Annotated in this window: 13 protein-coding genes and 1 tRNA gene; 4 read left to right on the top strand and 10 right to left on the bottom strand. The window is 71.8% G+C overall.

Annotation, left to right across the window (positions count from 1 at the left end; genetic code table 11):
- Positions 1 to 94: 94 nt before the first annotated feature.
- Genes pknB through ACSDG8_RS16930 form a run of 7 tightly spaced genes read right to left on the bottom strand, consistent with a single transcriptional unit; the run spans position 95 to position 9,072 of the window.
- The gene (gene pknB / locus ACSDG8_RS16900; RefSeq protein ID WP_210895583.1) at positions 95 to 1,930 is read right to left on the bottom strand and encodes a Stk1 family PASTA domain-containing Ser/Thr kinase; all 1,836 of its coding nucleotides are present in this window, start codon (positions 1,928 to 1,930) and stop codon (positions 95 to 97) included.
- The gene (locus ACSDG8_RS16905; RefSeq protein ID WP_210895582.1) at positions 1,927 to 3,321 is read right to left on the bottom strand and encodes a serine/threonine-protein kinase; all 1,395 of its coding nucleotides are present in this window, start codon (positions 3,319 to 3,321) and stop codon (positions 1,927 to 1,929) included. Before ACSDG8_RS16905 ends, pknB begins: the two co-directional genes overlap by 4 nt.
- Before the next feature lies 1 nt (position 3,322).
- Complete coding sequence (locus tag ACSDG8_RS16910; protein ID WP_210895581.1) at positions 3,323 to 4,831, bottom strand: peptidoglycan D,D-transpeptidase FtsI family protein; 1,509 nt, start codon at positions 4,829 to 4,831, stop codon at positions 3,323 to 3,325.
- Positions 4,828 to 6,318 carry an FtsW/RodA/SpoVE family cell cycle protein gene (locus ACSDG8_RS16915; RefSeq protein WP_210895580.1) on the bottom strand — a complete coding sequence of 497 codons (1,491 nt, stop codon included), beginning with the start codon at positions 6,316 to 6,318 and terminating at the stop codon, positions 4,828 to 4,830. Before ACSDG8_RS16915 ends, ACSDG8_RS16910 begins: the two co-directional genes overlap by 4 nt.
- A gap of 28 nt (positions 6,319 to 6,346) precedes the next feature.
- A complete protein-coding gene (locus ACSDG8_RS16920) occupies positions 6,347 to 7,795 on the bottom strand; it encodes a PP2C family protein-serine/threonine phosphatase (RefSeq protein ID WP_210895579.1) in 1,449 nt (482 codons plus the stop codon).
- A complete protein-coding gene (locus ACSDG8_RS16925; protein WP_210895578.1) occupies positions 7,792 to 8,277 on the bottom strand; it encodes an FHA domain-containing protein FhaB/FipA in 486 nt (161 codons plus the stop codon). Before ACSDG8_RS16925 ends, ACSDG8_RS16920 begins: the two co-directional genes overlap by 4 nt.
- Positions 8,278 to 8,283: 6 nt before the next feature.
- A complete protein-coding gene (locus ACSDG8_RS16930) occupies positions 8,284 to 9,072 on the bottom strand; it encodes an FhaA domain-containing protein (RefSeq protein WP_026267912.1) in 789 nt (262 codons plus the stop codon).
- 209 nt (positions 9,073 to 9,281) lie between these two features.
- On the opposite strand from ACSDG8_RS16930, the gene ACSDG8_RS16935 reads away from it, so the two are divergent.
- From ACSDG8_RS16935 to ACSDG8_RS16950, 4 genes are all read left to right on the top strand, one after another.
- Positions 9,282 to 9,367, top strand: a tRNA-Leu gene (locus ACSDG8_RS16935).
- Between the two features lie 71 nt (positions 9,368 to 9,438).
- Positions 9,439 to 10,548 (top strand): NAD-dependent epimerase/dehydratase family protein, encoded by a 1,110-nt coding sequence (locus tag ACSDG8_RS16940; protein ID WP_210895577.1) that lies wholly within the window; start codon positions 9,439 to 9,441, stop codon positions 10,546 to 10,548.
- Positions 10,545 to 11,351 carry a WecB/TagA/CpsF family glycosyltransferase gene (locus ACSDG8_RS16945; RefSeq protein ID WP_210895576.1) on the top strand — a complete coding sequence of 269 codons (807 nt, stop codon included), beginning with the start codon at positions 10,545 to 10,547 and terminating at the stop codon, positions 11,349 to 11,351. The genes ACSDG8_RS16940 and ACSDG8_RS16945 overlap by 4 nt, the downstream gene beginning before the upstream one ends.
- 93 nt (positions 11,352 to 11,444) lie before the next feature.
- Positions 11,445 to 12,047, top strand: a complete 603-nt coding sequence (locus tag ACSDG8_RS16950) for a hypothetical protein (protein WP_210895575.1) — start codon at positions 11,445 to 11,447, stop codon at positions 12,045 to 12,047.
- On the opposite strand, the gene ACSDG8_RS16955 is transcribed toward ACSDG8_RS16950, so the two are convergent.
- From ACSDG8_RS16955 to ACSDG8_RS16965, 3 genes are all read right to left on the bottom strand, one after another.
- Complete coding sequence (locus ACSDG8_RS16955; protein ID WP_174537833.1) at positions 12,015 to 12,413, bottom strand: hypothetical protein; 399 nt, start codon at positions 12,411 to 12,413, stop codon at positions 12,015 to 12,017. The two genes, ACSDG8_RS16950 and ACSDG8_RS16955, sit on opposite strands and share 33 nt — an antisense overlap.
- A gap of 136 nt (positions 12,414 to 12,549) precedes the next feature.
- Complete coding sequence (locus tag ACSDG8_RS16960; RefSeq protein ID WP_073826919.1) at positions 12,550 to 12,771, bottom strand: DUF397 domain-containing protein; 222 nt, start codon at positions 12,769 to 12,771, stop codon at positions 12,550 to 12,552.
- A complete protein-coding gene (locus ACSDG8_RS16965) occupies positions 12,741 to 13,622 on the bottom strand; it encodes a helix-turn-helix domain-containing protein (RefSeq protein ID WP_210895574.1) in 882 nt (293 codons plus the stop codon). The genes ACSDG8_RS16960 and ACSDG8_RS16965 overlap by 31 nt, the downstream gene beginning before the upstream one ends.
- Positions 13,623 to 13,678 lie beyond the last annotated feature (56 nt).

The raw sequence follows: 13,678 nt of genomic DNA on the forward strand, positions 1-13,678 counted from the left end.
GTTCATGATCGACGGGGAAATGGGCGGGTGCGGAGACGGGCGCGGCGGCGGCCCCGGGATCGGGGACGCCGCCGCGTCGTCGGTCAGGTGATGCTCAGCGCTCGGGGCGGGTCGGGGCGATCGTCGGGAACGGGAAGCCACTGCCGCCGCCGTTGCCGCCGCCACCGCCCGGCGTGCTCGGCGTCGTACTGGGGGTGCCGCTCGGCGTCGGGGTCGTCGGCTCGTCGTCCTCCCGCGGCACGTCGACCTCGATGGTCACCCGCTCGCCCTTTGCCAGCTTCGTCTTGCCCGCCGGCGACTGTTTGCTGACCTTGCCCGCCTGGGACGGGTCGACCTCGTTGCCCTCCCGGACCCGGACCGTGTAGCCGGCCTCCTTGAGCTGTTGTGTCGCCTGCTCCTCGGTGTAGCCGATGACGGTCGGCACCTCGCCGACGTTGCCCCTGGAGACCTTGAGCGTCACCTTGCTGCCCTCGGCGACCGTGCTGCCCTCGGTGGGCGAGACGGAGACAACCTGACCCTCCGGCGCGCTGTCGTTGACGAGCTCGCGCACGGCAACCAGGTTCTTCTCGTCCAGGCGGGCCTTGGCGGCGTCGTAGACGCTGCCCTTCAGGCCGGTGGGGATGGTGACCTGGCCGGGGCCGGTGCAGACCTTGACGGTGACCTCGGTGTCCTTGTCCACCCGCTGGCCGAACGTCGGGCGCTGCTCGACCACCGAGCCCTTCTCGCAGGTGGTGCTCTGCACCGGATCGCCGGGCACGAACCGCAGCCCGGCCTGGGTGAGCGCCGCCTGCGCGTCGGCCTGCGAACGGCCCACCAGCTGCGGCACCGACACCTTCTCGTTGCCGGCCTGGTTGAGCCAGAGCGCGGTACCGAGCGCGATCACCGCGAGCACGCCGAGCGCGGCGAACGCCGCGATGACCCAGGACGAGCTCTTGCGCTTGCCCGGGTCGCCGACCCGCGCCACCGGCTGCGCGCGGGTCTGCGGGCCCATCATCTGGGTCTGCTGCGCCTGCTGGTAGCCGCCCGCGGCGGCACCCATCGGCATGGTCTCCTCGGCCGGCATCACCGGGGTGGCGAGCACCGGCCGGCCGGCGGCGGCGCGGAGCAGGTCCGCCCGCATCTCACCGGCGCTCTGGTAGCGGTTGAGCGGGTTCTTCGACAGCGCCTTGAGCACGATGGCGTCGACCGCCGGGTTGACGTCCGGGTTGATCGTGCTCGGCGTCGGCGGCTGCTCCCGCACGTGCTGGTACGCGACGCTGACCGGGCTGTCCCCGACGAACGGCGGGTGGCCGCAGAGCAGCTCGAACAGCACGCAGCCGGCCGCGTAGACGTCGGAGCGGGCGTCGACCGCCTCGCCGCGCGCCTGCTCGGGAGACAGGTACTGTGCGGTGCCGATGACCGCGCTGGTCTGCGTCATCGTGGTGGCGCCGCTGGCCAGCGCCCGGGCGATGCCGAAGTCCATCACCTTGACCTGGCCGGTCTGGGTGAGCATCACGTTTCCGGGCTTGATGTCCCGGTGGATGATCCCGTGCCGGTGGCTGAACTCCAGCGCCGCGCACATGTCGGCGCAGATCTCCAGCGCGCGGCGCGGCTGGAGCCGCCCCTCGACGCCGAGGACCTCCTTGAGCGTGCGGCCGTTGACGAACTCCATCACGATGAACGGCAGGGTCTCGCCCGTCGGGGCGGTCTCCTCACCGGTGTCGTAGACGGCGACGATGGCCGGGTGGTTGAGCGAGGCGGCGTTCTGCGCCTCGCGGCGGAACCGCATCTGGAAGGTCGCATCCCGGGCCAGATCGGCACGGAGCATCTTGATCGCGACATCCCGCCCGAGCCGGAGGTCACGGCCGCGGTGCACCTCGGCCATGCCGCCGTAGCCCAGCAGCTCGCCGACCTGATACCTGCCACCGAGCAGGCGGGCCTGCGCTGTCATCGCGTCTCTCGTCCTTCGCTCGTCGTCGTACCGCCGCCGGCCGGCAGGAGGCGTACCTCACGACGGTACGACGTGCGGACCGGATAGTCGCCTCCGTGCGGCCGCACCGCGCCGGAGGTCACGCTCACACTCGCCGGAGCGGATGCGGTAGCACCGTATTTCCGGTACAGGAACGAAATCACGCCCGAGCAGAGGATGACCAGTACGGCCACCACGATCGCCGTCGTCCAGAGCCCGGACCGGGAGCGCCGGGGCGGCGGCGGGGCGGCCGGACGGGCGTACGGCATCGCGTTGTGCTGGGGCACGGGCCGCGGCGGTACGGGTGCGGCGCCACGCGGCGCCACCGGCGGACGGGGCATCGGGGCCGGGTGGGCGATCACGGCCGGGCGCGGCGTCACCGGCGGGCGGGCCGGCGAGACGGGCGGACGGGCCGGGGACACCGGCGGCCGGGGCTGCGGATGCGCGGCGGGCGGCTGCGGCCGGGGCGCGGCGGTCGGCACCTGCGCGCGTGCGACTGGCGCGGCCGGCGAGGCGGGTGCGGCCGAGATGGGCCGCCCGGCGCGGGCCGCCTGGGAGAGCGCGAGCTTGGCCTGCCGGGAGATGCTCGCCAGCGCCGCAGCGCTGGGCCAGCGGGCGGACGGGTCCTTCGCCATGGCCCGCTCCACGATGGCGCGGACCTGAGGCGGGATGTCGGCCGGAAGCGCCCGGGGCGTCTCCCGTACGTGCTTCATGGCGATTTCGAGCGGGTTGTCCCCCTCGAAGGGGCGCCGGCCCGCGAGGCACTGGTACGCGACCACGCCGAGCGCGTAGACGTCGGAGGCGGGCGTGGCCACCGCGCCGGTGGCCTGCTCCGGCGAGATGTACGAGGCGGTGCCGAGCACCGAGCCGGCGGCGGTGAGCTGGCCGACCAGCTCGGAGCGGGCGATGCCGAAGTCGGTGAGCACGAGCGTGCCGTTCGGCCGGACCAGCAGGTTGCCGGGCTTCACGTCGCGGTGCACGATGCCCTTCTCGTGCGCCGCGTGCAACGCGTCGGCGGCCTGGGCCAGCAGCGCCATGGTCCGCGCCGGGGTCAGCCGGCCGACCCGGCTGAGCGTGGCCGAGAGCGCGTCGCCCTCGACGTACTCCATCACCAGGAACGCGATGTGCTGGTCACTGCCGAAGTCGTAGACGTCGACAACGCCCGGGTGGTTGATGGTCGCCATGGTCCGCGCCTCGCCCCGGAACCGCTCGGCGAAGCCCGGCTCGTCCAGCAGCGCGGGGAGCAGGCTCTTGACCGCGACGGTACGGCCCAGCACCTGGTCGGTGCCGCGCCACACGTCGCCCATGCCACCGCTGGCGATCCGCTCGTCGAGGCAGTAGCGGTTGCCGAGCTTCACCCCCGGGCTCAGCACGTCAGCGCCTCCCGGAGTCCGCGATGGCCGCCGCCATGATCCGGCCGGCGATCCGGGCCGCCTCGGCGCTGCCGCCGTTGCCCGCCTGCTCCAGCTCGACGCAGACGGCGGACAGCGGCGTGCCGTCCTTGTCCAGGGCGAAGCCGATGAACCAGCCGTGGTCCGGGGTGTTCGGGCCGGACTGCGCGGTACCGGTCTTGCCGCCCACCAGGAAGCCGTCGATGGCGGCCCGGCGGCCGGTGCCCTCCTTCACCACGTTCTGCATCATGTCGCGCAGGTCGGCGGCGACCTGGCCGCTGATCGGGCGGCGCAGCTCGCGCGGCTGGGCGGGGTCGTAGACGGTGGTGCGGTCCGGCCCGAGCAACTGCTTGACCAGGTACGGACGCATCTGCTTGCCGTCCTTGTTCGCCACCGCGGCGGCGATCATCGCGCCCTGCAACGGCGTCATCCGCACGTTGTTCTGGCCGATCGACGACTGGGCGAGCGCGGCCGGGTCGGTGCTGCCGTCCGGGTTCTGCATGTCGCCGGTGCGGCTGGCCGCCACCGGCAGGCCACCCTCGCCGAGCTGGCCGACGGTGAGGTCGTCCTGCTCGAAGCCGAACTGCTTGGCCTTCTCCTTCACCTTGTCCGCGCCGAGCCGCACGCCGAGCTGGGCGAAGCCGGTGTTGCAGGACTCGGTGACCGCCTCGCGCAGCGTCACCTGCGACTCCGGGCAGATCGACGACGCGGCGTTGCGGATCGGCTGCCCGGCGCCGGGCGCGGTGTAGCTGGATCCGGCCGGGATGCGGGTCTGCTGGCCGACGCCGTTCTCCAGCGCTGCCGCCGCCATGATGATCTTGAAGGTGGAGCCGGGCGGCAGCGTCTCGGACAGCGCCCGGTTCGCCAGCGGCCGGTCCTTGTCCTTCTCCAGCGCGTTGTACGCCCGGTCCGCCTCGGTGCTGTTGTGGCTGGCCAGCGGGTTCGGGTCGAAGCTCGGCATGGAGACCAGCGCCTGCACCGCGCCGGTACGCGGGTCGATCGCGATCGCCGCGCCCTTCGTCGCGCCCACCTGGTTGTCGTTCAACTGCTTGAACGCCGTCTCCTGGGCCCGCTTCGACAGCGTCAGCACCACGTTGCCGCCACCGGTCTCGTCACCGGTGAACATGTCCTTGATCCGGTTGGCGATGAGCGCGTCACTGGTGCCGGCGAGGAAGTCGTTCTCCACCCGCTCGATACCGCTCGCGCTGCCGTTGACCGGCTTCCAGCCGAGCACGTGCGCGTACATCTGCCCACCCGGGTAGGTGCGCTGGTACTTCAGCTCACCGCCGGTCTCCTTGCTCAGCGCGTACGCGGTGCCGCCGACCTCGATGTTGCCGCGCTTGCGGTCGTACTCGGCGACCTGGACCCGGCCGTTGTAGTCGCTGTTGCGGTATTCATCCGCCTTGTAGGCCTGGATCCAGTTCAGGTTCGCGAAGAGGAGCCCGAACAGGACCATCACGACCACGCCGACGCGGCGCAGGGGGGCGTTCAAGGTCGGATCACCTCCGTCGGGGCGCCGTGCAACTGCTCGGGCGGACCACCGGAGGGCCGGGCCGCCGAACCGCCACCACCGGTCACCGGGCGGCGCGCGCCGTCGGAGACCCGCAGCAGCACCGCGATCAGCAGCCAGTTCGCCATCAGCGAGGAGCCACCGGCGGACAGGAACGGGGTGGTCTGGCCGGTCAGCGGGATGAGCTTGCTGATGCCGCCGACGATGACGAACACCTGGAGGCCCAGCGTGAACGCCAGGCCACCGGCGAGCAGCTTGCCGAACGAGTCCCGCACCGCCAGCGCGGCACGCAGACCCCGCTCCACGATCAACAGGTAGATCACCAGCAGCGCGGAGAGACCGAACAGGCCGATCTCCTCACCGATGCCGGCGAAGATGAAGTCGGTCTGCACCTCGGGCAGCAGCGTCGGCTGCCCGCCGCCCGGGCCGGCCCCGAACAGGCCGCCGGTGCCGAGCGTGAGCAGGCCCTGCACCAACTGATAGCCCCGGTCGTACGGCTCGGCGAACGGGTCGAGCCAGATCTCCGCCCGGTCGTAGAAGTTGGCGAACGGGCCGCCCACGGTGCTGCCCAGCAGGTACGCCAGGTAGGCGCCGCCGAAGAACAGGATCAGGCCGATGAGCAGCCAGCTGACCCGCTCGGTGGCGATGTAGAGCGTCACCACGAACATGCCGAAGTAGAGCAGCGAGGTGCCCAGGTCCTTCTCGAAGATCAGGACCAGGAGGCTGACCAGCCAGACCACCAGCACCGGGCCGAGGTCGCGCCCGCGCGGGAAGTCGATGCCGAGCACCCGCCGGCTGGCGAGCGAGAGCACCTCGCGCTTGCGCACCAGGTAGTACGCGAAGAACGTGAGCAGGGCCAGCTTGGCGAACTCACCCGGCTGGATGGAGAACCCGCCGAACTTGATCCACAGCTTGGCGCCGTTGATCTCGGAGAACCGGCTGGGCAGCACCGCCGGGATCATCACCAGCACGATGCCGGCCAGGCCCAGCGTGTACGCGTACCGGGACAGCGAACGGTGGTCGCGCAGGATCGCCAGCAGCCCGGCCGCCAGCACCACGGCGGCCAGCGTCCAGGCGAGCTGCCGGCCACCGGTGCCGGCGAAGATGGCCAGGTCCTCCCGCTCCGCGGGCGCGGCCTTGGCCAGGTCGTACCGGCGCAGGAAGCCCACGCCGATGCCGTTGAGCAGGGCCACCGCCGGCAGCAGCGCCGGATCGGCGTACGGCGCCAGCCAGCGGATCACCAGGTGCAGGCCGAGGAAGACCACCCCCAGCGCGGCGGCCGGGATCCAGAAGTCGGACGTGATCGTGTCCAGCGCCTTCGCCTCGACCATCGCCGCGTACGCCGCCACGAGCACCATGGCGAGCAGAAGCAGGGACAGCTCGGCGTTACGCCGGGACCGGGCCAGGCGTACGCCGGACTGCTCGCCCGTCGAAGCGGGCGAGGCGGCCGGTACGGCGGCTGCGGTCACGGATACGTCCTCGGGATCGAGCCGACACTCACTCCGGCGACCGGCAACCCGCCGGGTCGGCCGGCGGAACGGTGTCGGAGGGAACGGCGTCGGGCGTGGTGGTGAACGTCGGCGTCGACGCGCCGGGGGTGGGCGTCGACGCGCCCGCGGGCGACGTGGACGGGACAGGGCTGCCGCCGGGAGGCGGGGACAGCGGGTCGGTCGTGGCCACCGGGGTCGGGCTGGTCACGCCGGGCGACGGGTCGGGCGGGCAGAGCGGCTTGAGGTTCGGGTTGCCCGGGTCGTCGCTGGTCAGCTCCGCCAGCCGGCGCTCGGCGTCCGGCTCGTTGCGGGCCTGGATGCCCTGCTTCACCCGCTCCTGGGCGGCCAGCGTCAGGTCGTCCAGCCGGGCGCCGCTGCGCTCGTGCACGTTCGACAGGTCCAGCCCGGCGATCTGGCCGGGCACCCCGCGGAAGACCGCGAGCTGGCCGTCGTCGGTGGCGCCGACGTAGTACTGCCGCTGGGTGTACGTCCAGCCGCCGAACATGCCGCCACCGACGATGACCGCGAGCGCCACCACCATCGCTACGGTGCGCAGCGGCCGGCGGCGACGCCCCTCGGGCTCGTCGTCGCGGCTGTCCGCCGGCTCCTCGGGAACGGGAGGCCGGGGCGCGGACAGCGCCGAGGCGCGGGCCGCCGGGGTGGAGTCGTCGGCCGAGGTCGCCATGCCCCGGTCCCGGGCGGCGGCGCCGCCCACGATCGGTGACGCCTCGACGATGTCCTGGTCGGTGGCGTCGGCGATGATCACGGTGATGTTGTCCGGGCCGCCGCCGCGCAGCGCAAGCTGCACCAGGCGCTCCACGCACCGCTGCGGGTCGGGGTACTCCCGCATGGTGTCGGCGATGGTGTCCGCGCTGACCACGCCGGAGAGCCCGTCGGAGCAGATCAGGTAGCGGTCGCCGGGCAGCACCTGCCGGACGCTGTACTCCGGGTCGATGTCGCGGCCGTCGAGCGCGCGGGTGAGCAGCGAGCGCTGGGGGTGGCTGCTCGCCTCCTCCGCACTGATCCGGCCCTCGTCGACGAGCATCTGGACGTACGTGTCGTCCTTGGTGATCTGCGCGAACTCGCCGTTGCGCAGGAGATAGGCCCGCGAGTCACCGATGTGGACCATCCCGAGCTTGCTGCCGGAGAAGAGGGTCGCGGTGAGCGTGGTGCCCATCCCCTCCAGCTGCGGGTTGGCGTCCACGGTGTCGCGGAGCTGCTGGTTGGCGGTGCCCACGGCGGAGCGGAGCGCGTCGACCAGGGCGTCACCAGGGACGTCCTCGTCGAGTGGCGCCATGGCACCGATGACGATGTTGCTGGCGACGTCACCGGCGGCCATGCCGCCCATGCCGTCGGCCACGGCGAGCAGCCGCGGTCCGGCGTAGACGGAATCCTGATTACCGTCTCGGATCAGACCGCGGTCGCTGTGGGCCGCGTAGCGCAGGGTCAGAGTCATGGCCGTAATTCGAGGGAAGTGCGGCCGATCCGGATCGGCACGCCGAGGGGGACGGGGGTTGGTCCGGTGACCTTAGCGCGATCGAGATAGGTGCCGTTAGTCGATCCGAGGTCCTCGACGTACCACTGCCCGTCACGGGGCACCAGCCGGGCGTGTCGCGCCGAGGCGTAGTCGTCGGTGATCACCAGTGTCGAGTCCTCTGCCCGGCCGATGGTGATCTGGGCCTCCCCGAGCGTGATCCGGGTGCCGGCCAGCTGACCGGCGGTGACCACGAGCTGGTGGGCGGCCCGGCCGCGCTTGGCCTTGGCCGGCTTCCCCGCCTGCCCGGTCGACGCGCCGATCCCCCGCGGCGCGGCCACCAGGCGGCCCGACCGGGCGCCCGCGAAGAGGTCCCGGCGGATCACACCGACGACCGTGAACACGAAGATCCACAGCAGGATGAGGAACCCGAACCGGGCGACGGTGATGACGAGCTCCGGCAACGGGGATCAGCCGTCCACGCGGAAGGTCAGCGTCGTGGTGCCGAGCTGGATCATGTCGCCGGGGTTGAGGGCGACCGCCGAGACGCGCTGGCCGTTGACCATCGTGCCGTTCGTGGAGCCCAGATCGGTCAGCACGACCTGCCCGCCGTCGAAGTCCAGTCGGGCGTGGCGCCGCGAGATGCCGACGTCGGGCAGGCGCAGGTTGGCCTGGTCGCCGCGGCCGATCACGGTCGAGCCCATCTGGAGGGGGTAGGTGCGGCCGTCGCCGGAGACCAGGCGGACGTTGCGGCCCCCGCCGTGACCGGGCGGAGGGCCGTAGCCGCCGCCCTGGTCGTACGCCGGGTACGCCGGGCCGGCGTCGTAGCCGCCGGGCGCGGAGACCGGGGCGACGTCCCCGCCGGTGTAGACCTCGGCGGTGACCCGGAACATGCCGGTGTCCAGGCCCTCACCGCGCTCGACCTCGACGATCACGTCGCCGTAGACCGTCCAGGCCTGCTCGCCGATGAACTCGGCCTGCGACTGCGCCAGCTCCTGGGCCAGCGCCGCAGCGTACGGCGCCAGCCGACTGTGGTCGTAGGGCGAGAGATCGATCACGTAGCGGTTGGGCACAAGGGTGCGCCCACCGGCCAGGATCGCCTTGTGCGCCTCGGCCTCCCGCTGCATGGCGTTGAGGATCTCCACGGGGTGGACCACCCCTTTGAAGACCTTGGCGAAGGCCCCCTCGACCAGGCCTTCCAGACGCTTCTCGAAGCGTTGCAGCACGCTCACCGGCTCCTCCTCGGGTCCCGAGGCAATGATGGTATCCGGACACCGCCTCCGCAGCTCACACGCCGCTCGGCCGGCTGCCGTCGGCCCGTTCGTGACCAGGCCCGCGGACGTGCTAAAGTTTCGCCCGCCACGAGCGGTGATCGTTCGTGGCGTGGCCAGTGGACAGCGTAGTATGTCCCGGCACCCGCCGCAGATGGCGGGCGCGGGATGCGATATGGTGTTCCGGGTCGTGCCACGGGGATGTGGCGGAATGGCAGACGCGCACGGTTCAGGTCCGTGTGTCCGAAAGGACGTGGGGGTTCAACTCCCCCCATCCCCACCAGAGCAAGGGCTCCGCACATCGCGGGGCCCTTACTTCGTATCGGGGCGTTCCGGACGTCACGCTATGCTCCGATGGTTTCCCTGCCTCCCATGGACCAGGAGTGGCGTGTGACTGTCGCGTTGGTGACCGGTTCCGGCGGTCTGATCGGCTCCGAGGCGGCCCGGCACTTCGCCGGACTCGGTCTCGACGTGGTCGGCATCGACAACGACATGCGGCGGTACTTCTTCGGCGAGGACGGCTCCACAGCCTGGAGCCTGGACCGGCTCGCCGCCGACCTCGGCTCCGCGTACACCCACCACGCCGTCGACATCCGCGACCGCGACGGGCTGGAGCAGGTCTTCAAGCGGTACGGCAGCGACATCGCCGTGGTGATCCACAGCGCCGCCCAGCCGAGCCACGACTGGGCCGCCAAGGAGCCGTTCACCGACTTCGACGTGAACGCCGGCGGCACGCTCAACGTGCTGGAAAACACCCGGCGGCACGCGATCGACGCGCCGTTCATCCACTGTTCCACGAACAAGGTGTACGGCGACCGGCCGAACTCGCTCCCGCTGATCGAGCTGGAGACCCGCTACGAGCTGCCCGAGGACCACCGCTGGTACGACGGCATCACCGAGGACATGTCGATCGACGAGTCGCTGCACTCGATCTTCGGCGCCTCGAAGGTCGCCTCGGACGTGATGGTCCAGGAGTACGGCCGCTACTTCGACATGAAGACCGCCTGCTTCCGCGGCGGCACGCTGACCGGCCCGGCGCACTCCGCCGCCGAGCTGCACGGCTTCCTGGCGTACCTGATGCGCTGCGTGATGGAGGGCCGGACGTACAACCTCTTCGGCTACAAGGGGAAGATGGTCCGGGACGCGATCCACTCCCACGACGTGCTCACCGCGTTCGAGGCGTTCTTCCGCGAGCCGCGCTCCGCCCAGGTCTACAACCTCGGCGGCGGCCGGCACTCGAACACCTCGCACATCGAGGCGTTCCGGATCGCCCAGGAGATCACCGGCCGTGAGGCCCGGATCAACTACGTCGAGCAGGCCCGCACCGGCGACCACCAGTGGTACGTCAGCAGCATGGCCCGCTTCGAGGAGCACTACCCGTCCTGGAAGATCACGTACGACGTGCCGATGATCCTCCGCGAGATCCACGAGGCCAACGTCGACAAGTGGGTGCCGAAGGCATGAGCGCCGGGACCAAGCGCAACGTGCTCGGTGTCGGGGTCGACGCCACCGACTACGCCCGGGCCACCGAGGCCGTGGTGGCGGCCGCGCACGAGCGCCGCCCGCTGGCGCTCACCGCGCTCGCCGTGCACGGCGTGATGACCGGCGTGCTCGACCCGGCGCACAACGCCCGGCTCAACTCGTTCGACGTGGTCACCCCCGACGGGCAGCCGGTGCGCTGGGCGCTCAACCTGCTGCACGGTGCCGGGCTCACCGACCGCGTCTACGGCCCGGAACTGACCCTGCGGGTGCTCGCCCGGTTCGCCGAGGAGGGACTGCCGGTCTACCTCTACGGCTCCACCGAGGAGACGCTGTCCCGGCTCGTCCCGGCGCTGGAGCACAAGTTCCCCGCGCTGAAGATCGCCGGGGTCGAGCCGTCCAAGTTCCGCGCCGCCACGCCGGGCGAGGACGCCGAGATCGCCGACCGGATCCGGGCCAGCGGCGCCCGCCTCGTCCTGGTCGGGCTGGGCTGCCCGCGCCAGGAGGTCTTCGCGTACGCCATGCGCCCGCTGCTGGACATGCCGCTGATGGCGGTCGGCGCGGCGTTCGACTACCACGCCGGGCTGCTGCGCAATCCGCCACCGTGGATGCAGCGCGCCGGGCTGGAGTGGTTCTGGCGGCTCGGCCTGGAGCCCAAGCGCCTGTGGCGCCGCTACGTCATCCTCAACCCGGCCTACCTGGCCCGGCTCGCGGCCCAGAAGACCGGGCTGTGGAAGGCCACCCCGCCGGCGCCGGCCACCACCCGACCGGCCACCTTCGACGTCTGACCGGCCCCGACGACCCCTACGGGCCCGGATACGGGACGAACCGGGGTGCCGTCCCGGATTCGGCGAACGTCGAAACGGGCAAGGCTAGGGGGCATGGATGACCGTCTCGCCGTGCTGCTTCCCGTCGCCGCCGTCTGGCTGGCCGCCGGCCTGGTCGCGGAGGGCCTGCCCGGGCTGGACCGCGCCCGGGCGCTGCGCCGGCGTACCGGATGGTTGTCCGCCCTGGTGCTGACCGGCCTCGCGCTCACCGCGGTGGTCCTCGCCGCGGGCCTGCAGAGCGCCGGTGACACCACTGTGGACCGGGCCGCCGCCGCGCTCGGCGTCGCGGCCGTTCCGGCGGCCGTGGTGGCGTTCTGCACGGTACGACGGGTCCGGCGGCTGCGGTCCGGCGCGGGCGCGTTCGCGGCGGCGCCGGGCACGCCCGCCCCGCACGGGCTGCGCGCGGCAGCGGCGCACCCGCTGATCGCGCTGCCGCTCCAGGCGACCGCGCTCGCGGTGCTGGTGGCGGTGCTGCCGGCGGTCGGCGTCGATCTGTTCGCCGCGCCGGGAGTGGCCGGCCCGGTGATCACCGTCGCGGTGCTCGGTGTGTGCGCGATCGGGGTACGCCACGCGCTGCGGCACAACCGGCTCGCCGAGCGGGCGATGCCGGCCGCCGAGGTGGTGTCAGCGCGACCGGCTCGCGCCCTGCACGTATAGCAGCTCCAGGATCGCGCGGGTCGCCTCGAACCAGCGGTCCAGCCAGCCGGGCGGGGGGACGCTGCCCTTCGGCGGCAGCTCCATCAGCAGGCCGCGCAGCAGCGGGTGGTCCACCAGGGACTCCTGCTGCTCGATCGGCCAGCCGCTCGGTGGGAAGGACGGCTCGGTGAGCGGGTTGGGGTCCAGCGACGGCAGGGACAGCGGTGTCGCGGCCTGCTCGGGCACGCCGCCCTCGCGGGTCTCCTCGCCGTCACCGGAGACCACCTCGGTGAGGACGGTGTCCCGGCGGGCACCCCGGTACTTGCCACCGAACCGCTCGGGCTTGCCCGGGCCGCTGGTGAGGTTCTCTGAACCGATCGTCGTCATCCGTCTCGCCTGCCTCGTTCGGTTGCCGATCTGTGCGGTTCAACGAGGCGGATCGAAACTGGCGACGGGTGCGGCGCCCGGACGCGAATGGTCCCGCCCGGCGGCGTTGCCGGGCGGGACCACGCTGCAGTGCCGGTCAGCTCCGGCCGAACGCGCCGCCCCGGGCGCGGGCGACGAAGGCCTGCCAGTCGTCCGGAGCGAAGACCAGGGCCGGGCCTGTCTTGTCCTTCGAGTCCCGGACCCCGACCGCCCCGGTCACGTACGCGACCTCGACGCAGTTGTCGCAGTTCGGCCCGCTCTTCGAGCTCTTGAACCACGTCGCCTGCGTCAGGTCCACGGGGAACTCCTTGGTCGCCATTTCCACAGTGGCTCCTCTGCCAGTTTCGCGATGTGAGCGATGGATTCCTCCGGGCGTATGGCCGCTGCTCGAATGTGATCGAAGATGAAGCTGTACTTCTGCAGTTCGTCGCTCTTCTCCAGGAAGAGCCCACCCGTGGCGTTCTCCGCGTACACGACATCGGGATCACTCGGTTCGGGGAAGCTGAGGATCGTGAAGGTGCCGTCCATGCCCGCGTGCGCGCCCACATCGAAGGGCAGGACCTGCACCGTCACGTTCGGCAGTTCAGCCACCTCCACCAGCCGCTTGAGCTGACCACGCATCACCGCGTCGCCGCCAACCGGCCTGCTCAGCACCGCCTCATCGAGCACCACCCACAGATCGACCGGATCGTCCTGCGTCAACAACGACTGACGGCCCAATCGGACACGCACTCGTTGGTCGACCTGTTCGGCGGTGAAGTCCGGCCGCGCCGCACGGATCATCGCACCGGCGTACTCCTCGGTCTCCAGCAGCCCCGGCACGACCTGCTGCTCGTACGCCCGGATGGAGCTGGCCGCGGCCTCCAGGCCGACGTACGCCCCGACCAGCACCGTGCTGTACGGATGCCACCAGCCCTTCTGCCGGGCCTCCCGGGCGATCTGCACCAGCTCGTCGCTCTCCGCGCCGACGACTCCGTAGATGCGGAGCATGTCGCGTACGTCGCGTGGCGTGGCGGAGGTGTGGCCGGTCTCGATCCGGGAGACCTTCGACGCCGAGCACTCCAGCTGCTCGGCGACCGCTTCTATGGTGATGCCCGCGGCCTCGCGCTGCCGGCGGAGTTCCGCCCCCAGCCGGCGCCGCCGGATGGTGGGACTGCGCCGTTCGGTCACGGCGTCTCCTCGGCTCGCGACTGCGTCACCGTCACCCGCTACCTCCGGTCGGTCGC

It is taken from the genome of Micromonospora sp. LA-10 (assembly GCF_051853095.1).
Classification (GTDB): domain Bacteria; phylum Actinomycetota; class Actinomycetes; order Mycobacteriales; family Micromonosporaceae; genus Micromonospora; species Micromonospora echinospora_A.

Coding starts and splice junctions, on each gene's coding strand:
- ACSDG8_RS16960 (WP_073826919.1), bottom strand. CDS start 12,771: ATGGCGACCAAGGAGTTCCCCGTGGACCTGACGCAGGCGACGTGGTTC.
- ACSDG8_RS16945 (WP_210895576.1), top strand. CDS start 10,545: ATGAGCGCCGGGACCAAGCGCAACGTGCTCGGTGTCGGGGTCGACGCC.
- ACSDG8_RS16955 (WP_174537833.1), bottom strand. CDS start 12,413: ATGACGACGATCGGTTCAGAGAACCTCACCAGCGGCCCGGGCAAGCCC.
- ACSDG8_RS16920 (WP_210895579.1), bottom strand. CDS start 7,795: ATGACTCTGACCCTGCGCTACGCGGCCCACAGCGACCGCGGTCTGATC.
- ACSDG8_RS16940 (WP_210895577.1), top strand. CDS start 9,439: ATGGTTTCCCTGCCTCCCATGGACCAGGAGTGGCGTGTGACTGTCGCG.
- ACSDG8_RS16950 (WP_210895575.1), top strand. CDS start 11,445: ATGGATGACCGTCTCGCCGTGCTGCTTCCCGTCGCCGCCGTCTGGCTG.
- pknB (WP_210895583.1), bottom strand. CDS start 1,930: ATGACAGCGCAGGCCCGCCTGCTCGGTGGCAGGTATCAGGTCGGCGAG.